Origin of the sequence: Jannaschia sp. R86511 (assembly GCF_042466345.1) — a bacterium.
In the GTDB taxonomy this organism is placed as follows: Bacteria; Actinomycetota; Actinomycetes; order Actinomycetales; family JBBAYJ01; genus Aquipuribacter.
In genome coordinates this window covers 4,525,108-4,547,589 of sequence record NZ_JAXHCD010000001.1, presented here as the reverse complement: position 1 = coordinate 4,547,589, position 22,482 = coordinate 4,525,108, and the positions used below count along the sequence as shown (strand labels likewise).

The following is a 22,482-nucleotide window of genomic DNA, read 5'->3' as shown; positions in this document are numbered from 1 at the left end:
TGGCAGGGGTGGTCGCATGACCCGACGCAAGCCGACCGACATGTCCTTCGTCGACTGGAACGAGCGGCAGATCCGCGAGGCGCAGGACCGGGGTGCGTTCGACGACCTGCCCGGGGCCGGCAAGCCCATCCCCGACCTCGACCGGCCGTGGTCGGCCGAGCGCTGGGCCGCGGACCTGGCCCGCCGTGAGGGCGTGGACCTGAGCCTCACGCTGCCCCCGTCGCTGCGCCTGCGCCGGGAGCGCGAGCGGCTGCTCGCCGGCGTGGCGGACCTGGACCGCGAGGAGCAGGTGCGCGCGGCGGTCGAGGTGTTCAACGACGCCGTGCGCGAGGCCGTCCGACGCCCGGTCACCGGTCCGCCGCTGACGGTGGGCCTGATGGCGGTCGAGGACGTGGTGCAGCGCTGGCGGGAGGACCGGCAGGCCCGCGCCGCCGAGGCACCCGCCGTGCCGGAGCCCGACCCCGCCCCGCCCGAGCGGGCCCGCCGTCGCTGGTTCGGACGGGGACGCTGAGCCGGCCGGGCGGGTACGCGCGAGGGGCGCCACCCGTGCGCGGGTGGCGCCCCTCGTCGTGCGTGCGGTGGGGCTCAGGCCACGGTCAGGGGACCGTCACCGTCTTCTGGTTGAACCCGCGGATGCTGCGCAGCGGGTCGTACCGCTTCTCGACGTTGCCGGCGATGTCGACGGAGAACCAGCGGACCGTGGTGCGGCCCGGGCCCAGGTCGAGCGTCTCGGCGTCACCACGGACCTCGGCCGGCTGGATGCGCGGGGAGTCGTAGGTCGGCCGGGAGCCGTCGGTCGTGTAGTGGATGGTGGCCGGCTCGGTGGACTCGAAGGTCCAGCCGTCCTCGGTCTCCTTGAGCAGCGACCGCGGCGGGATCCGGTCGGTGCCGTAGGCCTGGGCGACCTCCAGCATGCCGATGATGCCGGCCGCGAACTCCTGCGACTCCTCGTAGCCCTCGGCGAACGGGGGCTGGAACCCGACGGCCTCCCAGCGCTGCCGCTCCTCGCTCCACAGCGGCGAGCCGACCTCGAAGTTCCAGGCGAAGATGTCGTTGTTGTACCAGTGCTCGTCGGCGGAGTTGCCCGCCGCCGAGTACAGGACGTCGGCGACCGGGCCGGTGCGGCCGGGCCAGATGGCCGTGCCGCGCTCGTCCTGGATCCGGGACAGGATCGTCGAGGACGACGCCCAGAAGTAGTCCTCCTCGGCCTGGGTGGGCCGGGGGAGGGTCTGGCGGCCGTCGCGGACGTACGCGCCCGGCGCCCACATGAAGTACCCGCCGTGGGAGTGGATGTTCATGGCGAACTTGATGTTGGGGTTGTTCTCGGTCAGCCAGACCTCGTTCTTGGCCTCCGGCTCCGACAGCTCCGAGGGACCGGAGTAGACGTCGCTGGTGCACGAGCCCGACGCGCCGTCGTAGCCGTCCAGCCGCGAGCCGACCGTGAAGTTGCGGTTCAGGTCGACGCCCCAGGCGTTGCGCGCCCCGGAGTCGTTGGGCTGGCCGGGGCCGCAGTAGCTGGTCATGTTGCGCCGCTGGAGGGCGTTGTCGTGGATGGAGTAGTGCGTGCCGTCGGGGTTGACGGTCGGGATGATGAAGATGTCCAGGTCGCGCAGCAGCGACCGGGTCTGCGGGTCGTTGTCGTAGTTGCGCAGCAGGCGCTCGGCGGCCTCCAGCGACACCAGGGGGGTCACCCACTCGCGGGCGTGCTCCTGGCTGTAGGCCAGGACCCCGGTCTTGGTGCCGTCACGCTTCTCGCCGATCCGGATAGCCTTGACGGTGAACGGCTCGCGCGAGACGGAGTCCGGGGCGTTGAGGAAGTCGTCCATCTGGACGACGGCACCGGGCAGCGCGGGGGCGGCACCGGCGTTGCCGCGGTACGTGTTGGCGCTGAGGAGCGACGAGGCGGCCGAGGCGTTGACCGCGGCGGCGACCTGGGCGGCCGTGCTCGTGACCGCGCCGGCGGCGTCGGTGCCGAGCGAGACCGTGACGGCGTCGCCGGCGACGGACACCGACAGCGGGGCGTCGGCCGACCCCGGGTCCACGTGCTGCACCGTGACGTCGTTGCCGCCCTCGTGGCCCCACGCGGTGGTGGTGTAGACGACGGCGTTGGTGGTCAGGGTGCCGACCGTGGCCATGGCCTTGCGGCGGTAGCCGTTGGTCTCGTTGGGCAGCTCGATGATCTCGGCCAGCTCGGGGAACTCGGCGGCGAGCTCCTCGGCCTGGGCCGTGATCTCGGTGGCGTCCATGTACCGGTCGACGAAGCCCGTGGCGTAGCTGCGGCGGTAAGGCGGCAGCTCCTCGCCCAGCCACTCGTCGAGCCCGCTGGTCTCGACGTCACCGGCGGAGCTGGTGAACGTCACCGAGTCGGGGACCTCGCTGACCGGCACGGGGCTGTTGACCCGGTGGTACTGGTACTCGCCGGCGTCGACGAAGCGGCTCAGCGTGATCGTCGTGTCGCCGTAGCCGGCGGTCACGATCGTGTCGGCCGACGCGCCGGCGGAGGAGCGCACCTCGAGGTTCAGGTACAGCTTGCCCATGTTGTCGAGCCACTCCGCGCGCAGCACGGACAGCTCGTCGGTCTCGACCGCCTCCGCGGCGGCGACCTCGGCGGCCATCTGCTCCCGCTCGGCCGACACCGCGGCGAAGTCGGCGGCGGACACGACCCGCTCGAGCACGTCGTACCCCATGGCCTCCAGCTGCCTCTGCTGGGACCGGGTCGCGACGACCTGGACGCCCATCACGCCGCCGGGGCCGGCCTCGGGCTCCTCGACGACCTCGTAGCCGGTGCTGACCAGCCGCGAGACGGCCAGCTCGTTCTCGGCCTCGACCACGACGACCTCGGGCTCGAGGTCGGCCAGGTCGAGCTCGATCGGGTACTCGTCGGTGGCGGGGTTGCGGGCCTCGAGGTCCTGGGCGGTGCCGGGCGTGGCCAGCAGCGTGAAGGACAGGGCGGCGGTCAGGGCGGTGGCGGTGGCGGTTCGGGCGATGGTCGTGGTGGACGGTCTGGCAGGTCGGAGTCGCACGGGCGAGGCCTCCTCTGTGAGGCGGGACGACGGGACGCAGACGGGGGTGTCGACGGCGTTGCTGATCATCAAAGGGACCATCCGAGTGACGTGTCAACGGATCTGCACGTATTTCCCGAACCTCTGGTCAGGTTCGTCGGCGTGTCGCGGGGTGGGCGACGAGCGGCAGGTCGCAGGCGGTCGGCGGCGTTGCGCGCGCGGCTCGACCCGGTCCGTCCGGGTTGTCCGGTCCGTCCGTCGTCGGGTGCCGGCGCCGGGGACCACCTACCCTCACCAGGTGGCCGAGGACCAGCACGCCGAGCGTCTGGGCCGCGCCCTGGCCGTCGCCGAGGACGCGGCGCCCGGGCACTCGGTCGAGGCCGTGACCCGGGAGCTGGCCGAGGACCTCGGGGCCAGCGACGTGTCGTTCCTGATGGTCGACCTGTCCGGGCACGGCCTGGTCCGCCTGGCCCGCGAGCCCGGGGTGCCCGACGGCGACGAGCCCTGGCTGCTCGTGCCGGGCCAGGACAGCCCGGTCGAGACGGCCCTGCGGGAGCAGTCGCTGCAGGTCGTGCCCCCGGGGGTGCCGCGGACGGCGGGGCTGCCCGACGGCTGGCTGGTGCTGGCCCCGGTGACCGAGCGCGGGGACGCGCTCGGCCTGCTCGCGGTGAGCACGGACGTCGAGCCGGACCGGGCGTGGCTGGGCGCGGTGCGCCGCACCGCCCACGTGCTGGCCTACGTCGTCATCGCCAACCGCCGGCACACCGACCGCTTCGAGTGGACCCAGCGCAGCGAGGCGTTCACGCTGCCCGCCGAGATCCAGCGCCGCCTGCTGCCGGAGTCACTGACCTGCGAGGCGGGGACGTTCACGCTGTCGGCCTGGCTGGAGCCCACCGCCGAGGTGGGCGGGGACACCTTCGACTACAGCGTCGAGCGCGACGTGCTGCACCTGTCCATGACCGACGCGATGGGCCACGGGGTGGCCAGCGCGCTGACCGCCACCCTGTGCGTCGGCAGCCTGCGCAACTCCCGCCGCTCGGGCGCCACGCTGCTGGAGCAGGTCGGCCGGGCCAACGAGTCCCTCGTCAAGCAGACGGTCACCACGGCGGACGAGGGCTTCGTCACGGGCCTGTTCGGCCGCGTCGACCTGCACACCGGCGTGCTGACCGTCGTCAACGCCGGGCACGCCCTGCCGTACCTGCGCCGGCACGGCCGGATGAGGGCGGTCGAGCTGCCCGTGGACCTGCCGCTGGGCATGTTCGCCGACAGCTCCTACCGGGTGAGCCAGGTGACGCTGCAGCCCGGGGACCGGCTGGTGCTGGTGACCGACGGGATGCTGGAGCGCAAGGCCGCCGCGCTCGACCTGGCCGAGGCCGTCGACGTGACCGCGCACCTGCACCCGCGCGAGGCGACCCGGCAGATGGCCGCCCAGGTGCTCGAGGTCTGCGGGCCCGACCTGGAGGACGACGCCACCCTGCTGGTGGTCGACTGGCACGGGCCGCGGCCGGTGGGCAGCTCCGGCCTGCACGTGCGCGACAGCGAGGCCGGGGCCGACGGCACGGCATGACGCCCCGGTCCCCGGGTACCGGGGGACCGAGGCCGCGCCCGTCCGGGGCGCCCGGCCCGCCCCACCACCCGATCCAGGAGCGCCGCCGTGCCCGCAGACCTGAGCCCGCGTGACGTCGTCGACGTCCTGACCGCCGACCACCACCTGATGCTGGAGACGGCCGCCGGCATCCGGGCCGCGACGTCGGAGGCCGACAAGCGCGAGCTCGCCGACCTGCTCATCGCCGAGCTGGTCCGGCACTCGGTCGCCGAGGAGCTGTGGGTCTACCCGGCCATGCGCCGGCACCTGCCCGACGGGGACCGGGCCGTCGACGACGACGTCGCCGAGCACCAGGAGCTCGAGGTGCTGCTCAAGCGGCTGGAGGGCGTCGGTCCCGAGGACGAGCGGTTCGACGTCCTGGTGGCCCGGCTGGAGGGGGTGCTGGCCGACCACGTCCGCGACGAGGAGACCGACCAGTTCCCGCAGCTGCGCGCGGCCGTCCCGCACGAGGAGCTGGTGCTCATGGCCGAGCGGGTCGAGGCCGTCAAGCAGGTCGCCCCGACCCGGGCCCACCCCGGCGCCCCGAACTCGGCCCTGTTCCACGCCCTGGCCGGTCCCGGCGTCGGACTCGTCGACCGGCTGCGGGACCGGCTGACCGGACGCCCGCACGACTGAGGACGACGGAGGGCGAGGGCCTGCGGCCGTCCGGGTGACGGCCGCGACGCTCAGGCAGCAGTCGACACCAGACGGTGACGTCGGCGACACACGGCTGCAACCGGCTCCGTAAAGGGTGGGGCGACCATCCCCCTGCCCCGGAGGTTCCCGTGAAGGCCCCTGCCCGCTCCACCGTGGTCCGCGCCGTGTCCCGGCTCGCACCCGTCGCCATCGTCGGCCTGCTGTCCGCCGCCGTGACCGCGTACCTGATCACCCCGCCCGTGCCCGCCGACACCGCGACCGCGACCACCGAGGTGGTCGCGCTCGAGGGCATCGAGTCCGCCGCCTACACCTCGGCCGTGCGGGCCGCCTCGACCGGCGCCAAGCCGAGGGCCACGGTGATCGGCACCGGGGGCACGCTCGCCGGCACCGCCCCCGCCCGCGACAGCTTCACGCAGTACAGCTCCGGCCGGATCCCGATCGCCGAGCTGGTCGCCGACATCCAGCCCGAGATCGGGGCGTGGGCCGAGGTCAACACCGTGCAGTTCGGCAACGCCGGCTCCGGCGGCTACACCATCGCCCAGTTCCACGCCCTGACGCTGGCGGTCGAGACCGCGATGCGGAACTCCGACGCCGTCGTCGTCACCAGCGGCACCGACACCATGGAGGAGTTCGCCTACTGGCTCGACCTGACGGTGCAGAGCCGCAAGCCCGTCGTCATGACCGGGGCGATGCGCCCGACCAAGGTCGCCTCGACCGGCGAGCTGATCTTCGGCGCCGACGGCCCGGCCAACCTGTACAACGCGATCCGGCTGGCCGCGAGCCAGACGACGTACTGCTTCGGCACGGTGCTCATGCTCAACGACGAGTTCCACGCCGCCCGCGACGTCACCAAGACCAGCACCACGCGCATGGACACGTTCCAGACCCGCGAGCTCGGCGTGCTGGGCTGGATCGACGGCAACAACATCAAGGTCGGCCGCGCCCCCGCCCGGGTGCAGAAGTGCGACGACGTCCGCAACTGGCCCACGCCGTTCGACCTGACCCGCGTGCCCGCCTCGGCCCTGCCCCGCACCGAGATCGTCTACAACTACCAGCAGGCCGGCGGCGAGGACATCAGGGCGTTCGCCGACGCCGGCGTCAAGGGCATCGTCACCGCGGGGACCGGGGCCGGCGGCATCGCCTCGGCCAAGGGCCAGGCCCGCAACGCGGCCGTCGCGCAGGGCGTCATGTTCGTCAGCACGTCGCGCGTGGGCTCCGGGTCGGTGTCCGGCGGCAGCGGCGCGATCATCCCGGGCGACGACCTGCTGCCGCAGAAGGCGCGGCTGCTGCTGATGCTCAGCCTGGCGTTCGCGCCGGGTGACGTGACGCAGGTCCGGGAGTGGGTGACCACCATCGGCAACCCGGAGTTCCAGGTCTCCACGCCCACGGGGCGCGCCCGCAGCTGACCCGCACCGTCCCGCCCGGGAACCGACACAACGGCACACGGTGTCGGTTCCCGGGCGACACGGCGGCACCCTGCTTCGGTCTACCCGACGCAGGGTGCCGTTGCGTCGGGACGCGGGGCGGGTCAGAGGACGGGCTTGCCACCGGTGACGGCGACGCGGGCGCCGGAGACGTAGCTGGCCTCGTCGGAGGCGAGCAGCACGTAGACCGGGGCGAGCTCGGCGGGCTGGCCGGGCCGGCCCAGGGGGGTGTCGTCGCCGAAGCTCGCCACCGCGTCCTCGGGCATCGTCGAGGGGATGAGCGGGGTCCACACCGGGCCGGGGGCGACGCTGTTGACCCGGATCCCGCGCTCGCCGAGCAGCTGCGACAGGCTGGCCGTGAAGTTGGCGATGGCGGCCTTGGTGGCGGCGTAGGGCGCCAGGTTCGGCCGCGGCATGTCGGAGTTGATCGACGAGCTGTTGATGATCGAGGCGCCCGGGCGCAGGTGGGGCAGCGCAGCCTTGGTGATGTGGAAGATCGCCGACATGTTGGTGGCCCAGGTGTGGTCCCACTCCTCGTCGGAGATCTCCTCGATGGTCTCGTGGCTCATCTGGAACGCCGCGTTGTTGACCAGGACGTCGAGGCCGCCCAGCTCGTCGACGGCTGTGTCCACGAGGTCGCGGCAGTGCTGCGGCCGAGAGATGTCGCCGGGGGCCAGCACGGCCTTGCGGCCGGCCTCCTCGACCAGGCGCGCGGTCTCGCGCGCGTCCTCGTCCTCGTCCAGGTAGGAGATGACGACGTCGGCGCCCTCGCGGGCGAAGGCGATCGCGACGGCGCGGCCGATGCCGCTGTCGGCCCCGGTGATCAGGGCCCGCTTGCCCGCCAGCCGGTCGTGGCCGACGTAGGAGGTCTCACCGCAGTCGGGCACGGGGTCCATGGCCGCCTGCGAGCCGGGGAACGTCTGCTGCTGCTTGGGCTGCGTCATGCGGGTGTCGTACCTCGGCCGGCCGCAGCCATGCGTCAAGTCGCGGGGGTGATCGACCGAACGAGGACAGGTGACGAAGGACTGCGCCTCCTGCACCTGCTCGACCGCCCCCAGCACCCCCGGCGCCGGCCGGGTGCTGCTTGCGACCCACGTGGACCACACCGCCACCGCCCTGCGATCGCTCGCCCTGCGGGCCGGGACGCCCGCCCAGGTGCTCGCGCCGGGGCTGCTGGAGCTGACCGGGGTCGACGTCGCCGCGTTCGTCGCCTCGGCCCGGGACGAGCTGTCGTCGGTGGAGGCCGACGAGGTGCGCTGCCTCGTCCTGCCCGAGGGGACCCAGGAGCCGGCCGCGGCCGACCTGCTGGGCGCGGCCCTCGGCGCGCCGACGCTCGCCGCGGCCGGCGCCCGCGTCGACCACGCCTCGCTGCTGCCGCTGTTCGCCGACGAGCAGGCCTGCTTCCACGCCGTCTACCAGCCCATCGTCGACCTGGCCGACCGCCGCACCATCGGCCACGAGTCGTTGCTGCGGGCCGTGACGCCCGACGGCAGCCCGGTCTTCCCCGACCAGCTGTTCCCGGCCGCGGAGGCCGCCGGCTGGACGAACCTGCTGGACCGCGTGGGGCGCACCACCGCGCTGCGCGACGCCGGGCCGTGGCTCGGTGACGACCTGCTGTTCATCAACTTCGTCCCCACGTCGATCTACCGGCCCGAGGTCTGCCTGCGCACCACCGAGCAGGCGGCGCGCGCCGCCGGGGTGCGGCTGGACCGGATCGTGTTCGAGGTGACCGAGGGCCACCGCGTGCACGACCTCGACCACCTCGAGCACGTCTTCGCCTACTACCGCTCGCGCGACTGCAAGGTCGCCCTCGACGACCTGGGTGCGGGCTACTCCTCGCTCAACACCGTGGTGCGGCTGCGGCCCGACGTGGTCAAGCTCGACAAGGACATCGTCCAGGAGCTGCCCGGGCGGGTCGCCGCCTCGGTCGTCGAGGCCATCGTCGGCATCGTCCACTCCTACGGCGGGCTCGTGCTCGCCGAGTGCGTCGAGACGGCCGAGCAGGCCGCCGCCGCGCTCGAGCTGGGGGTGGACCTGGGGCAGGGCTGGTTCTTCGGCCGGCCGGAGCGCCCCGGCTGCGCCCGGGTCGCCGACCCCACGGCCTCGCCGGTCACCACTACCGCGCGGGCCACCACCGGGGGCGGGCTGCGCCGGGCCCGCGGGGCCGAGGTCCCGCTGCTGCCACCCTCGGCCGGGCTGCCCGCCGACCTGCTGACCCGCGCCCTGGACGGCGCGGTCGGCGGCGTGTCCGTCGTGGACGTCGTCGACCCCGCCATGCCGGTCGTCTACGTGAATCCCGCCCTCACCCGGCTGACGGGCTACGCGGCCGAGGAGCTGCTCGGCGCCAACATGCGCATGCTGCAGGGCCCGGCCACCGACCGCGACGCCGTCGCCGGGCTGTCCCGGGCGGTGCGGGAGGGCCGCGAGCACCGCGCGGTGCTGCGCAACTACCGCAAGGACGGCAGCCTGTGGTGGAACGAGCTGCACCTGTCCCCGGTGCTCGGCCCGGACGGCACGGCCGGGCACTACCTGGGCTACCAGCTCGACGTGACGGCCCGGTTGGACGCCGAGCGGGAGCTGGCCCGCCAGGTGGGCCGCGACGCCCTGACCGGCCTGGCCAACCGCAGCGCGCTGTTCCACGGGCTGGAGCAGGCGGTCGCCCGCGCCCAGGGCGCGGACCGGTCGGTGGCCGTCGTGTTCCTCGACCTGGACGGCTTCAAGGACGTCAACGACACCTTCGGCCACGCCGCGGGGGACGCCGTCCTGGCCCAGGTCGGTGACCGGCTGGAGGCCGTGCTGCGCCGCGGCGACCTGCTGGCCCGGATCGGCGGCGACGAGTTCGTCGCCGTGCTGGCCGACCTCGAGCCCGGCCGCGCGCAGCGGGTCGCGGCCCGGGTCGCGGGCGGCTTCGTCGACGCGCTGGGCGAGCCCCTGGTCGCGGGGCCGGTCGAGGTCCGGCTGTCGGGCAGCGTCGGGGTCGCCCTGACCCCGCAGCACGCGCTCAGCGCGGACCGGCTGCTGGCCGAGGCCGACGCCGCCATGTACCGCGCCAAGCGGGACGGCGCGGGGCAGGTGCGGACGGCGACGGGGTCGACGCCCGGCCGCTGAGCGAGCCGGTCGCGGACCGGACCAATCCGGCCCCGGCGCAGGTCCGAACCCCTTCCGACCGCCCACTTCTGTGGGGTCGAGAACCTGACGTCACGCCCCGTGCGTGCCGCAGGCGCGATCGGAAGGATCCACCCCGATGAACATCTCCCGTACTTTCCTGGCCGCACCGGCCGTCGGCATCGCCGCACTGCTGCTCACCGGCGCCCCCGCCATGGCCTCCGGCTCCGACGCCGGCTCCGTGATGGGCGAGCTCACCCCCGTCCCGCTCAACGACGCCCCCGGCTCGGGCGACGCGATGATCGAGGTCGAGGGCACCACCCTCAGCTTCACCCTCGCCTACGACGGCCTGCTCGCCGAGGCGCCCCACGCGGCCCACATCCACTACGGCGAGGACACGATGAACCAGTGCCCGACCGCCGACGCGGACGAGGACGGCTCCGGCACCATCAACACGAGCGAGGGTGCGCCGTTCTACGGCGACATCGTCGTGTCGCTGACCACCGAGGGCGACACCTCGCCGGACTCCGGCCTGGCCGTCGACCGGTTCGGCGTGGGCGACGACGTCAGCTACTCCCGCGGTGACGTCGAGGTGACCGCCGAGGTCGCCGAGGACATCCTGTCCGGCGAGTCCGTCGTCGTCGTGCACGGCGTGGACCACGACGGCTCCGGCGCCTACGACGGCGACACCGAGTCCGACCTCGACCCGTCGCTGCCCACCGAGGCCACCGACCCCGCCCTGTGCGGCGTCGTCCAGGCCTCGCAGATGACCGACGTCCCCGCCGGTGGCGTGGACACCGGTCAGGCCGCCGTCGGCGGTGCCGACCTCGCGCTCGTCGGTGGTGGCGCGGCCGCGCTCGTCGCCGGTGGCGCCCTGCTCGTCGCCCGTCGTCGCACCGCGACCGACTCCTGATCGGCCGCTGACATGAGCCAGGACGCCGGGCGGCCGGGCACGGCCCGCGCCGCCCGGCGTCCTGGCCGGACCGTCCTCACGGTCCTCGCGGTGGCGCTGCTCGTCGGTGGCGGCACCGCGGCGGCCGTGGGGCTGTCCGGCCAGGACGCCACCCCCGCACCCCCCACCCTCGCCGCCACCCCCGCCCCGTCGGCACCGACGGCCGACGCCGCTCCGTCAGCGTCCGCCGCGCCGTCCGCGGTGCCGAGCTCCGCGCCGACCTCCGGTGCCGGTCCGTCGAGCGCGGCCCCCGCCACCCCGACCGTCGAGGCGGCCGCGCCCGTCGCGGCCCCGGTCGAGGTGCGCATCCCGGCCATCGACGTCACCTCCGACCTGCTCCACCTGGGCCTGCGCGACGACGGCACGCTCGAGGTGCCCGAGGGCGACGACTTCGACACCGCGGCCTGGTACGACGGCTCGCCCCGACCCGGCGAGGTCGGCCCCGCCGTCATCGAGGGCCACGTGAGCAGCGCCGCCCGGGGCCCGTCGGTCTTCTTCGACCTGGCCCGGCTCGAGGTGGGCGACCAGGTCGAGGTCGTCCGCGAGGACGGCAGCGTCGCGACGTTCGAGGTCTACGACCTGCAGCAGTTCCCCAAGGACGGGTTCCCGACCGTGCAGGTCTACGGCCCGACCGAGGGGCCCGAGCTCCGGCTCATCACCTGCGGCGGTACCATCGTTGAGAGCACCGGCCGGTTCGACGACAACATCATCGTCTTCGCCCGCGAGGTCTGAGCCGTGGCGCTGCTGCCCGCGGTCCGGCCCCCGGCCCCCGCCCCGCCCGCGTCCGTCACCCCCCCGCCCGCGCCTGCCCCGTCGGGGTCGCGGCCCCGACGACCGGCCCGCCACGTCGCGGCGGCGGCGGCGCTGACCGCCCTGCTGGTCCTGGCGCTGGTCGTCGGAGGCGGGCGCCCCGTCGCCCCCGCGGCGGGCCTGCCGGACCCGGGCCTGGTCACGGCCTGGGGGCGGCCCGTGGTCGACCTGCTGGTGCGGGTGCTCGCGGTCCTGACCGTCGGCCAGCTCGTCTTCGCCGTGCTGCTGGTCCCCACCGCGCCGACCGCGGCCGGTCGCGAGGGCCCCGGCCCGGGTGCGCGCCGGGCCCTGCGGGGCAGCGCCTGGGCCGCGCTCGGCTGGTTCGGCGCCGAGGTGGCCGCCCTGCTGCTCACGGCGAGCTCGCTGTACGGGGTCCCGGTGACCCGGTTGTCGGGGCAGGGGGTCCTGGCCCTGCTGACCACGCTGCCCGTCGGCCGTGCCTCGCTGTGGGCCGGGCTGCTGCTGCTCGCGGTCGCGCTCGGCTCCGCCCTGCTGGCCCGGACGGCCTCCCGGCCGGCCCCGGCGGGGGTGCTCCTGCTGCTGGCGTCGCTGGGCGCCGTCGTGGTGCCGGTCGTGCTGGCCGGGCACTCGGCCTCGGCCGACGACCACGTGCCGGCCGTGGTCGCGCTCTCGGTCCACGTCGTCACCGCCAGCCTGTGGGTCGGTGGCCTGGTCGGCCTGCTGCTGCACGGCCGGGGCCGACCCGACGTGGTCACCGCGGTCCGCCGGTTCAGCGCGCTGGCGCTGGTCTGCGTCGGCCTGCTGGTCGTCTCCGGGGTGGTGGCGGCCCTGCTGGTGGCCGGTGCCCCCTCGTGGTCCTGGTGGGGCGAGGGCTGGGTCCGGCTGCTGCTGGCCAAGACGGTGCTGCTGGTGGCGCTGACCGCGATGGGCGCCTGGCACCGGCGTCGGACGCTGCCCGCGCTGGCCGCCGGACGTCCCCGGGCCTTCGCGCGGCTGGGCGTGGTCGAGGTGGCGGTCATGGCCGCGACCCTGGCCGTGTCGGTCGCCCTGGCCGCGTCGCCCTCGCCCTCGGCCGTCGACGGTGAGGTCCCCGCGTCCACCGGCTCGACCGCGACCGGTGGTGCCGAGGCGGCCGACCGCCCGGCGGAGGGGCCGGACGGCACTGCCGACGGAACGGCCGACGGCGCCCAGGAGAGCGACGCCGCGGCGCCGCCGGCGCCGGCCCCGGTGGAGGACATGAGCGGGCACGACCACGGCGACCTCTCGGTGTCGGTGCTGGTCGACGCCGAGCGCTTCCACGTCGCGGAGCCGGTGAGGCCGTCGCAGCCGGTGACCGTCTACAACAGCAGCGACGCCGCCGCGACGATCACCGCGCTGGACGGGTCGTTCGACGTCGACGTGCCCGCGCGGACGTTCATCACGTTCCCGGCGCCGGCCGGCCCGGGCGACCACCCGTTCGTCAGCCGGGTCGCGGGCGAGGACGTGCCCGGGTTCGCCGACGTGCTGCGGGTCCGCGACGACGGCTGAGCCACGGCGGCCGACCGCCCTCAGCCCTGCGACGGCACGCTGGTGTGGAACCGGCGCCCGGTGACCGACGTGGGCTCCACCCGGACGAACCGGGGCTTGGACGAGGCGTGCCACGGCCGCAGCGGCAGGTCCATGGTCTCCAGCACGTCGTGCAGCTGGCTGACCTCGCGGGCGCGGCCCTTGAGCACGACGCTCCAGGCCTGCCCGGACGACGGGTCGTAGCCGTCCACCTCGTAGGCGACCGGCCGGCCCGCCGTCGCCGCGAGCTTGGTGCCGGCCGCGGTCCGGAACACCAGGGTGCCGTGGTCGACGACGTGGTTGACGGGGAAGACGTCGGGGACGTCGTCGACCGACACGGCGAGCCGGCCGACCAGCGCCTCGCGCAGCAGCACCCAGCACTCGGACTCGCTCAGCTCGACCGGGGGCAGCGTCGTCGTCTCCATGCCCCGAGCCTGCGCTCCGCCGCCCGCCCGGGCCAGGGACGAAGGTCCCTGGAGGCGGGTCGGGCGACCGGGACCTCAGTCGAACAGCGTGTCCAGGACCTCCTGCTCGCGGGTCATCCACCGCGCCGCGTCCTTGCGCGCCTTCTCGATCTCCTTCTCGGTCAGGTGGTGGGCGCCCTCCTCGACGATGCGGGCCACGTCGATGGGCCCGCCGACGCTCGGCGAGGTCTCCGCCAGCGCGTCGAGCACCCGCACCACGGCGACGACGCCGTGGTCGACGCTGCGCTCGGTCATCCGGAAGTGCGACATCAGCGCCCCGGCCTGCTGCGCCATGGCCGCGCCGGAGCCGATCGCGTGGAAGCCCACATCGTCGTAGCGGCCGATCAGGCCGTTGGGGTTGACCTCGACGATCCACCGCTTGCCCTGGCTGACCCCGGCCGCGAGCACGTACGCCGACACCCCGCCGCCGGACCCCTCGCCGGGGACCTCGTCGATGTAGTTGGCGTAGTGCTTCTTGAGGATGGGGACGACGCGCTCCTGGATCTCGTCGCCGATGTTGGGGGCCTCCAGGATGGCCGCGGCGTCGCCGTCGAGGATCGGGCGCAGGTCCTCCAGCACGCCCCGCGCGCCGCTGCCGCCCCACGCGGCGCACTCCCCGAGCGGGTGGAGCTTCTGCGCGGGGAAGCTCATCCCGCGGCTGCTCTCGGTGATCTGGGAGTCGGAGCCGATCACGACCCCGTCCGAGCAGACGGCGGCGAGGACGACGGTCATGGGACCTCCGGTGAGGAGTGGGTGGGCGGTCCGGGCCGAGGTACCCGCCCGTCCCCCCGACCACACCCCGGCCCCCGGGACGGGCCGACCGCGGCGCTGCGTGGTGAGATTGGCGGGCGCGGGTCCCCGCGCACCGACGTACCAGCTGGAGGTCATGTGAGCGACGGGATGCGGGTCTGCGCAGTCGACGAGATCGACGACGGCGGGGTGAGGCTCGTACCGCGGGACGTGGCCGGGACCGGGGACGACGTCGCGGTGTTCAACGACGAGGGCTCGTTCTACGCCCTCGACGACACCTGCACCCACGCCCTGGCGTCGCTGGCCGACGGCTGGGTCGAGGACGGCACGGTCGAGTGCCCGCTGCACGCGGCCCGGTTCTCGCTCAGCACCGGCGCGGCGCTGTCCCTGCCCGCGACCAAGGCCGCGCGCTGCCACCGGGTCCAGGTCCGGGACGGGGCGGTCTGGCTGTTCCCGGGCGAGGCGCCCGAGCCGCAGGGCTGAGCGCCGTGACGGCGGTCGGTGCCGACGGGGCCGTCACGGTCGTCGGCGGTGGCGTGGCCGGCGTCAGCACGGTCTCGGCGCTGCGGCGCCTGGGTCACACCGGTCGCCTGCTGCTCGTGGACGCCGGCGCGGCGCTGCACGACCGTCCGCCGTTGAGCAAGGGGTACCTGTCGGGACGGCTGGGCGACGACGAGCTGGGCCTGCTGCCGACCGGCTGGTTCACCGAGCACGACGTCGAGGTGCGGCAGGGGGTGCGCGCCGTCGCGCTCGACCCGGGCTCCGCGACGGTCGGCCTGTCCGACGGGGACGTGCTGGACGCCGACGCCGTGGTCCTGGCCCAGGGCGCGACGGCCCACCGGCCCCCGCTGCCCGGGGTCGGTCTGGCCGCGGTGCTGCGGACCCTGGACGACGCCCGCGGGCTGCGGCCGCGGCTGCGGCCCGGCGCGCACCTGGTCGTGGTCGGTGCCGGGCTGGTGGGGGCCGAGGTGACGGCCACCGCCCGGTCGCTGGGGGTGCACGTCGTCCTGGTCGACCCCGACCCGCTGCCGCTGGCCGACGTGGTCGGTCCCGACGTCGCCCGGTTGCTGCACGCCGACCACGACCGGCACGGGGTCGACGTGGTCCAGCAGGCCGTGCGCGCCGTCACCCCCGGCGACGGCGCCGCCCTGCGGGTGGAGCTGGCCGACGGCTCGGCCCGGCCCGCCGACGCCGTGCTCGTGGCCACCGGCATGGTGCCCGCCGACGACCTGGCCCGGCTGTCGGGGCTGCAGGTCGCGCCCGGCGGCGGGGTGGTCGTCGACGACGCGCAGCGCACCTCGGCCCCCCTGGTGCTGGCCGTCGGGGACGGCACCCGGCGACGCGCCGCCGACGGGTCCGTCGAGCCCCCCGGAGGTCACTGGGACGCGGCCCGGCTCGACGGGGACACGGCCGCGGCGACCCTGCTGGGCCTGCCGGCCCCCGAGCGCGGGGCGCCCTGGTTCTGGACCGACCGCTACGAGCGGCACGTCGAGGTCGTCGGTCGGCCCGCGAACGCGGCCCGGACGCTGGTCCGTGGCGTCCTGGGGGAGGGGCCGGCCGCGGTGCTCGGCTGGACGGACGGCGTGCTGACCGGTGCGGTGGCCGTGGACGACCCCCGCAGCGCCCGGGCGCTGCGCCGCCTGGTGGACCGGCGGGTCCCGGTCGACCCCGACGTCGTCGTGGCCGCGGGCACCGACCTGCGTGCCCTGCTGCGGGGTCCCGACCGCGCCTGATGGCCCGCGGACCGGGGCGGGGCGACGTTTCACGCCTGGGGCCACGGGTACCTCAGGGGGCGACCCCGCCCGGCGAGGAGACCCCGTATGAGCACCGAGGACAGTCGCACCACCCCGCCGGACGGCGACGACAGCACCCGCCCCATGCCCCCGGTCGCGCCCGGTCCGGCCGAGCCGGCCCATCGCGCCGCCGACCCCGAGCCGGTCGCGCCGCCGTCGGCCGGGGCCCCGTCGGCCGTGCCCTCGACCCCGGTGCCCTCGACCCCGGTGCCCCCGGTGCCTGCGCCCCCGCGGCCCAGCGAGCGGCCGGTCACCGACCCGCACGGTCCCGGCACGACGTTCTTCACCAACCACCCGGACGACGTGGTCGCCCGCGAGAAGGACGCCTACGGCGGCCTGCAGGTGGGGTCGGCGTTCTTCGGCTGGCTGGTGGCGGTGGGGCTGTCGGCCCTGCTGCTGGGCCTGCTGAGCGTCATCGGCGTCGTGGTCGGGGTCGTGGGCGGCGTCCAGGGCGACGAGGAGGTCCTGTCGGCCCAGGACGCCTCCACCGCGGGGGTGGTGGCGCTGGTGCTGGTCGGTGTCGGGCTGTTCCTCGCCTACCTGGGCGGGGGGTACGTCGCGGGGCGGATGGCCCGCTTCGACGGGCTCAAGCAGGGGCTCGGCGTGTGGCTGTGGGCCCTGGTGGTCTCGGTCGTGCTGGCCGTGGTCGGCTACGTCGCGGGGGACCGGTTCGACGTGCTGGCCCGGGTGGACACCCTGGGCCTGCCGGTCGGGACGGCGGAGCTGACCAGCACCGGGGCGCTCGTGGCCGGTGCCGTGCTGCTCGTCGCGCTGGCCGGTGCCCTGCTCGGTGGTGCGGCCGGCACCCGCTACCACCGCAAGGTCGACCGGGTGGGGCTGCTCGAGGAGCCGCGGGACGTCGCGCCCCGTTGAGCCGCCGGATCCGGCCGACGGCGCCGGCGACCTCCTCCGACAGGTACCGGCAGGCCCGCAGCTCGCGGTCCGACCAGGAGCGGTGGGCCCGCGAGAACACCTTGACCACGCCCAGCGGGTCCGTGTGCACCAGCAGCGGCAGCACCAGCACCGAGCCGTAGCCCACCTCACGCAGGGCCCGGACCTCGGCCGCGTCCGCCGCGGGGTCGTCGGTGCGGACGGAGACGGGCAGGCCGTCGCGCAGGCAGCGGCGCGTCGCGGGGTGGTCCGACAGGACGAAGCGCTGCTCCGAGGTGGTCCAGCCCGGCCGCTCCACCACGACCAGGTCGTCCCCGTCGATCAGCGCCAGGGTCAGGTCGTCGGCCCGCAGCGCCGACAGGCAGCGCTGCGCCGCCTGGGCCACGTCCAGCACGTCCGTGGCCAGGTCCAGGTGGCGACGCAACCGGTCCAGGTCCCCCGGGGTGACGTCGGCCAGGGCCCCGCAGGCCTGCACCGCCTCCCGCGAGACGTCGGGCGCTGGGTCGCCGGGGCGGCCGACGAACCAGCCCTGGCCCAGGTGCACCCCGAGGTCGGCCAGGGCGCGCAGCTCCTCGACGGTCTCGATGCCCTCGGCGCACAGCGACGCCCCGGTCTGCCGGCAGAAGGACACCAGGGCCTCCACCAGGGCACGCTTCTCCGGGTGCACGTGCACCTGGTGCACCAGCTCGCGGTCCAGCTTGACGATCTCCGGGCGCAGCCGGACCAGGCGCCGCAGGCCGTCGTAGCCGGCGCCGGTGTCGTCCATCGCCACCCGGGCGCCGCGGGCCCGGAACAGGTCGAGCTGCCGGCTCAGCTGGGACAGGTCGAGCCGCGAGTCCTCCGTGACCTCCACGACCAGCCCGGTCAGGTCCCCCGCCAGCGCCTGGAGCACCTCGGGGCTGCTCAGGACCGCCGGGCTTGCGTTCAGGGTCAGGTAGGTGCCGGCGTCCGGGTCGTGCGAGGCGCGCGCCCGCGCGATGGCGCGGGCCTCCAGCGCCGGGCCCCGGCCGCTGTCCCGGGCCAGGCCGAACCACTCGCCGACCTCGCGGTGCTCGCGGCCGGGGAACCGGGTGAGCGACTCGTGCCCCACCAGCATCCCCGTGGTCAGCCGGCAGATGGGCTGCAGGACGGTCCGCAGGCCGTCGGGGTCCGCCAGCAGGTGCTCGACCTCGGCGACCGCGGTGCGCGGGTCGGCGCGGAAGACGTCCGCGTCGAAGGCCCGGACCCGGCCCCGGCCGTCGGCCTTGGCCCGGTACATGGCCAGGTCCGCCTCGTGCAGCAGCGCCTCGAGGGACACCTGCCCGCGGGCCACCGAGCTGCCGCCGCTCAGGGAGGAGCCGACCCGTCGGCCGCACAGCAGCAGCGGCGCCGCCATGGCGTCGGACATGCGCTGGAGGACCGCGTGGGCGGTGGCGGCGGTGGCGTCCGGCATCAGGACGCCGAACTCGTCGCCGCCCAGCCGGGCCACCAGGTCGCCGGCCCGGGCGGCCGAGCCCAGCCGGGCCGCCGCGACCCGGAGCATCTCGTCCCCGGCCTGGTGGCCCAGCTGGTCGTTGACGACCTTGAGGTTGTCCAGGTCGAGCACCGCCACGCCGAGCGGCAGCCCGCCGGCCTCGGCGGCCTCGGCCAGCGCCTGGCCGCGCTCCATGAACAGCGCCCGGTTGCCCAGGCCCGTCAGGTCGTCCTGGTAGGCCATGCGTCGCAGGTCCTGCTCCAGCTGGCGCTCGGCGGTGCGGTCGCGGAAGCTCCACACCCGGCCGACGACCTCGCCCTCGATGCGCTGCGGCTGCGTGTAGCGAGAGAACACCCGGCCGTCGGCCAGCTCGATCTCGTCGGTCGCGACCAGGTCGGGGTTGGCGTACAGCTGCTCGACCCTGGCCCGGAAGCCCACCGGGTCCGCGACCTGGCTGACGACGAACTCCAGCACCGGCAGGTCGTCGGCGCCGGGCACCACGACCACCAGGTGCTCCGGCAGGCGCCACATGCGCGCGAACTTCTCGTTGCGGCCGACGACCAGGCCCTGGCGGTCCACGACGAGGATGCCGTCCGCGGTGGACTCCAGCGTCGCCGCCAGCAGCGACAGCGAGGCCGCGAGCCGCTCCTCGGTGCCCGGCCGACGACGCAGCAGCGAGGGACCGCGGTGGCGGCGCGCGGACCAGGACGGCACGGCCATGTCAGCCTCCCTGCAGGGCGTGCCGGAACGGTATCGGCCGCCCCGCCCGCTGTCTGGCCCCCCGGCCGGGCTCAGCCGGTGCGGGGCGGCCGTTCCGGCCAGGCGGGCGGGTCGGTGGGCGTGCGGCGCAGGTGCCAGCGGCGCATCCGGCCCAGCAGCCGGACGGCGAACACGGCCACCGCCACCAGCACCCCGGCGGTGACGCCCCACAGACCGGCCTGCCACAGCAGCACCACCGCCACGCTGCCCGCCAGGGACGGGACGGCGTAGATGTCGTCCTGCAGCACCACCGGGACCTGGCCCGACAGCAGGTCGCGCAGCACGCCGCCGCCGATGCCGGTGATCAGGCCCAGGAACACCGCGGCCAGGGGTGGCGCCCCCAGGGTCAGGGCCGTCACGGCACCGTTGACCGTGAACAGCCCCAGGCCGCCGGCGTCCAGCACCAGCACGGCCCGGCGGAACCGGTCCAGGCCAAGGTCCCAGTAGAACGCGACGACCCCGGCCGTCGTCGCGCACGACAGGGCCCAGACGTTGCTCAGGTTGCCGGGCGGGGTGGCGCCCAGCAGCACGTCGCGGATGACCCCGCCGCCCAGGCCGGCCACCAGCGCCAGCACGACCGCCCCGAACAGGTCCATGCCGCGCCGGGCCGCCACCAGGCCCCCGGACAGCGCGAACACCGTCACGCCCACGAGCTCGCCGACCTCGTTCACCACCGCAGCACCTCCGGGTCCGGACGGATTCTGGGCCAGAGGTACACCTGAGGCCCGTCAGGGCATATCCTCGGCGAGCCCGCGGATGCGGCAGGACAGGAGGGGCGATGCCTTCGGCAACGGGGACCGGGGGTGGTGGGGCTGCCGTGCAGCGTCGCCACCGTGTCTCGCGAGCCCCCCGCATCGCCCGCACCCTCGTCGCCGTGCTCGGCGTCGGCTGCCTGGCGCTGACCGCCGCGGCCGCCGACCCGTCCGGGCTGCGGCCCCCGGCCCCGTCGGACGTGTTCGCCGCGGGCGAGGGCGGCCTGGGCCGGCTCGAGACCCGCACCGAGCTGCCCGCCTTCCCCGAGGACGGCGCCGTCGACGGTGCCGCCGACGGTGCGGTCGACGACGGCCTGGCCTCCCTGCCCGAGGACGAGCTGCTGCTGGCCGGGGACGAGTACATCGACCCGTTCGCCTACGACGAGCTCGGCGGGGTGGGCGAGGACTTCCTGGCCTCCGGCGTGCCGTCGGGCCTGGCCGGCGGCGACATCCCGGCCGCGACGCTGCGGGCCTACCGCGCCGCGGCGCAGGTGCTGGCGCGCGAGCAGCCGGCCTGCGGCATCGACTGGGCCCTGCTCGCGGGGATCGGCCGGGTGGAGTCGAACCACGGCCGCTTCGGCGGGGCCACCGTGACCGCCGACGGCCGCTCCGTCCCGGCCATCCTGGGGGTCCGCCTCGATGGTTCGCTGGCCGGCACCATGGTCATCCGCGACACCGACGGCGGCGCCCTGGACGGCGACACCGAGTACGACCGGGCCGTGGGCCCGATGCAGTTCCTGCCCGGCACCTGGCAGCGCTGGGGCAGCGACGGCGACCGTGACGGCCGCAGCGACCCGCAGGACATCGACGACGCCGCGCTCGCCTCCGCGCGCTACCTGTGCAGCGGGCCCGGCGGCCTGGACCAGCCCGGTCCCGCCGCCGCCGCCGTGCGCCGCTACAACAACTCGACCGAGTACGTGCAGCTCGTCCTGGCCACGGCGGCCGGCTACCGGGACGGCGGTCCGACCGCGTTCCCGGACACCGGCTCCGGCGAGGCGCTGCCCCCGACCTCGGTGACCTACCCCAGCGGCCCGGGCTGGACCCCGCCCCCGCGACCGCCGGCACGGCCGACCGCGGGGCCGACCGCCGGGCCGACCGCCGGGCCGACCGCCGGTCCCACCACCCGGCCGACCCCGCGGCCCACCGACGCCGTCCCGACGGTCCGCCCGACGCCGAGCCCCACGACGCGGCCGCCGACGACCCCGCCGACCACCGGCACCCCGACCGCCCCGCCGACCGGACCGACGACGCCGCCCCCGTCGACCGGGGAGCCGACGACGCCGCCGCCCAGCTCGCCCCCGCCGTCCACGGGTGAGCCGAGCGACCCGCCGAGCTCGCCCCCGCCGTCCACGGGTGAGCCGAGCGACCCGCCGAGCTCGCCCCCGCCGTCCACGGGTGAGCCGAGCGACCCGCCCAGCTCGCCGCCCGCCACGTGCGACCCGGAGCCGGCCGACCCGCCCACCACCGCCCCGCCGGGCGAGCCCTGCCTGCCCCCGTGCACCGACCCGTCGGACGAGCCGTCCCCGGGCGCGACGGACGCCGAGCCGGGCGAGGGCTGCCATGAGCCGGGCGCCGACCCGTCGGAGCCCAGCGGGTCGCCGACCGGGTCACCGGTCGGCTGAGGCCGCCGGACCTGCCACGCTGAGCGCGTGAGCACCCGCTGGCTGGACGTCGCGGGCGGGCTCGGACCGGAGCAGGTCGAGCAGGCGGCGGCCCTGGGCCTCGGCGCCCCGGCCCTGCACAGCGCAGCCGCCCGGCACGACCGGCCCACCCGGCAGGTCCTGGGCGACGACCTGCTCGTGGCCATGCGGCCGGCCCGCTACGACGAGGAGCGGAGGGCGGTGTCGCTGGGCCACGTGGTGCTCGTCCTGTCCGCCGGGGCCGTGCTGCTGCTCCACGACGACGGCCCCGGCGCGGACGACGTGCGCCGGGTGCTGGCCGCCCGCCCCCACGTGCCGGACCCGGCGGGGGCGGTGGACGTGCTCGCCGGGCTGGCCTGGGTGGTCGTCGAGGGCTACGCCGAGGTGCTGGACGCCATCGAGGACGACATGCACGAGGTCGAGTCGGCCGTCTTCGGCGGCCGGACGGAGGCCCCGCGGCGCATCTACGAGCTGTCCCGGCAGGTCATCGCGCTGGAACGGGCGACCCACCCGCTGCTGGACGTGCTGTCCCCGCTGCCGGAGCGCACCGGGCGCGATGACGGCGGCCGGGCGGCGGGGCAGCGGCTGCACGCCGTGGCCGAGCGGGCCCGGCGCGTGGTCGACCGGGTCGACGCGCTGCGGGCCGCGCTGTCGGACATCCTCACGGTGTCGGCCAGCCTGGTGGCCCAGGAGCAGAACGAGCGGGCCGCGGAGCTCGCCGAGATCGGCGTGCGGCAGAACGAGCAGGTCAAGCGGATCTCGGCCTGGGCGGCGATCCTCGTGGTGCCGACGCTGGTCACGGGCGTCTACGGCATGAACTTCCAGGTCATGCCGGAGCTGGGCTGGCGCTACGGCTACCCGGCCGTGCTGGGGCTGATGGCGACGCTGTCGGTCGTGCTGTACGTCGTGTTCCGCCGGCGCGGCTGGCTCTGAACCCCG

General features: G+C 75.6%; 18 protein-coding genes. 12 read left to right on the top strand and 6 right to left on the bottom strand.

Going from position 1 to position 22,482, the window contains the following annotated elements; all coding sequences use genetic code 11:
• Window positions 1-16 precede the first annotated feature (16 nt).
• A complete protein-coding gene (locus SJY06_RS21340) occupies window positions 17-511 on the top strand; it encodes a DUF1992 domain-containing protein (protein WP_380169545.1) in 495 nt (164 codons plus the stop codon).
• A gap of 85 nt (window positions 512-596) precedes the next feature.
• Here the strand turns inward: SJY06_RS21340 and SJY06_RS21335 are convergent, their stop codons facing one another.
• Window positions 597-3,092 carry a M14 family metallopeptidase gene (locus tag SJY06_RS21335; RefSeq protein ID WP_380169544.1) on the bottom strand — a complete coding sequence of 832 codons (2,496 nt, stop codon included), beginning with the start codon at window positions 3,090-3,092 and terminating at the stop codon, window positions 597-599.
• 208 nt (window positions 3,093-3,300) lie between these two features.
• Between SJY06_RS21335 and SJY06_RS21330 the strand changes: the two genes are divergently transcribed.
• The 3 genes from SJY06_RS21330 to SJY06_RS21320 all read left to right on the top strand — a co-directional run bounded on the left by SJY06_RS21330 (window position 3,301) and on the right by SJY06_RS21320 (window position 6,650).
• The gene (locus tag SJY06_RS21330) at window positions 3,301-4,569 is read left to right on the top strand and encodes a PP2C family protein-serine/threonine phosphatase (RefSeq protein WP_380169543.1); all 1,269 of its coding nucleotides are present in this window, start codon (window positions 3,301-3,303) and stop codon (window positions 4,567-4,569) included.
• An 87-nt stretch (window positions 4,570-4,656) separates the two neighbouring features.
• Entirely contained in the window at window positions 4,657-5,223 is a 567-nt protein-coding gene (locus SJY06_RS21325; RefSeq protein ID WP_380169542.1) for a hemerythrin domain-containing protein, read from the top strand.
• 149 nt (window positions 5,224-5,372) lie between these two features.
• Window positions 5,373-6,650 carry an asparaginase gene (locus tag SJY06_RS21320; protein WP_380169541.1) on the top strand — a complete coding sequence of 426 codons (1,278 nt, stop codon included), beginning with the start codon at window positions 5,373-5,375 and terminating at the stop codon, window positions 6,648-6,650.
• A 122-nt stretch (window positions 6,651-6,772) separates the two neighbouring features.
• Here SJY06_RS21320 and SJY06_RS21315 read toward each other — a convergent pair whose 3' ends face one another.
• A complete protein-coding gene (locus SJY06_RS21315) occupies window positions 6,773-7,612 on the bottom strand; it encodes an SDR family oxidoreductase (protein ID WP_380169540.1) in 840 nt (279 codons plus the stop codon).
• A gap of 70 nt (window positions 7,613-7,682) precedes the next feature.
• On the opposite strand from SJY06_RS21315, the gene SJY06_RS21310 reads away from it, so the two are divergent.
• The 4 genes from SJY06_RS21310 to SJY06_RS21295 all read left to right on the top strand — a co-directional run bounded on the left by SJY06_RS21310 (window position 7,683) and on the right by SJY06_RS21295 (window position 13,023).
• Entirely contained in the window at window positions 7,683-9,776 is a 2,094-nt protein-coding gene (locus tag SJY06_RS21310; protein ID WP_380169539.1) for an EAL domain-containing protein, read from the top strand.
• Window positions 9,777-9,912: 136 nt separating this feature from the next.
• Complete coding sequence (locus tag SJY06_RS21305) at window positions 9,913-10,686, top strand: CHRD domain-containing protein (protein WP_380169538.1); 774 nt, start codon at window positions 9,913-9,915, stop codon at window positions 10,684-10,686.
• Between the two features lie 12 nt (window positions 10,687-10,698).
• Window positions 10,699-11,457 carry a class F sortase gene (locus SJY06_RS21300; protein ID WP_380169537.1) on the top strand — a complete coding sequence of 253 codons (759 nt, stop codon included), beginning with the start codon at window positions 10,699-10,701 and terminating at the stop codon, window positions 11,455-11,457.
• Window positions 11,458-11,460: 3 nt separating this feature from the next.
• Window positions 11,461-13,023, top strand: a complete 1,563-nt coding sequence (locus SJY06_RS21295) for a copper resistance D family protein (RefSeq protein ID WP_380169536.1) — start codon at window positions 11,461-11,463, stop codon at window positions 13,021-13,023.
• Between the two features lie 20 nt (window positions 13,024-13,043).
• Here the strand turns inward: SJY06_RS21295 and SJY06_RS21290 are convergent, their stop codons facing one another.
• Complete coding sequence (locus tag SJY06_RS21290; RefSeq protein WP_380169535.1) at window positions 13,044-13,466, bottom strand: pyridoxamine 5'-phosphate oxidase family protein; 423 nt, start codon at window positions 13,464-13,466, stop codon at window positions 13,044-13,046.
• Between the two features lie 75 nt (window positions 13,467-13,541).
• Window positions 13,542-14,237 (bottom strand): hypothetical protein, encoded by a 696-nt coding sequence (locus tag SJY06_RS21285; RefSeq protein WP_380169534.1) that lies wholly within the window; start codon window positions 14,235-14,237, stop codon window positions 13,542-13,544.
• A gap of 156 nt (window positions 14,238-14,393) precedes the next feature.
• Between SJY06_RS21285 and SJY06_RS21280 the strand changes: the two genes are divergently transcribed.
• Entirely contained in the window at window positions 14,394-14,738 is a 345-nt protein-coding gene (locus SJY06_RS21280; RefSeq protein ID WP_380169533.1) for a non-heme iron oxygenase ferredoxin subunit, read from the top strand.
• Between the two features lie 5 nt (window positions 14,739-14,743).
• A complete protein-coding gene (locus SJY06_RS21275; RefSeq protein WP_380169532.1) occupies window positions 14,744-15,988 on the top strand; it encodes an NAD(P)/FAD-dependent oxidoreductase in 1,245 nt (414 codons plus the stop codon).
• 646 nt (window positions 15,989-16,634) lie between these two features.
• Here the strand turns inward: SJY06_RS21275 and SJY06_RS21270 are convergent.
• Both SJY06_RS21270 and SJY06_RS21265 read right to left on the bottom strand, forming a co-directional pair.
• Window positions 16,635-19,112 (bottom strand): EAL domain-containing protein, encoded by a 2,478-nt coding sequence (locus SJY06_RS21270; protein WP_380169531.1) that lies wholly within the window; start codon window positions 19,110-19,112, stop codon window positions 16,635-16,637.
• 71 nt (window positions 19,113-19,183) lie between these two features.
• Window positions 19,184-19,825: a trimeric intracellular cation channel family protein gene (locus SJY06_RS21265; RefSeq protein ID WP_380169530.1), complete on the bottom strand. Its 642-nt coding sequence runs from the start codon at window positions 19,823-19,825 to the stop codon at window positions 19,184-19,186.
• A gap of 104 nt (window positions 19,826-19,929) precedes the next feature.
• Here SJY06_RS21265 and SJY06_RS21260 point away from each other — a divergent pair, with 104 nt between their 5' ends.
• Both SJY06_RS21260 and SJY06_RS21255 read left to right on the top strand, forming a co-directional pair.
• Complete coding sequence (locus SJY06_RS21260) at window positions 19,930-21,525, top strand: lytic transglycosylase domain-containing protein (protein ID WP_380169529.1); 1,596 nt, start codon at window positions 19,930-19,932, stop codon at window positions 21,523-21,525.
• A gap of 27 nt (window positions 21,526-21,552) precedes the next feature.
• Window positions 21,553-22,476 carry a CorA family divalent cation transporter gene (locus SJY06_RS21255; protein WP_380169528.1) on the top strand — a complete coding sequence of 308 codons (924 nt, stop codon included), beginning with the start codon at window positions 21,553-21,555 and terminating at the stop codon, window positions 22,474-22,476.
• The last annotated feature ends 6 nt before the right edge of the window (window positions 22,477-22,482 follow it).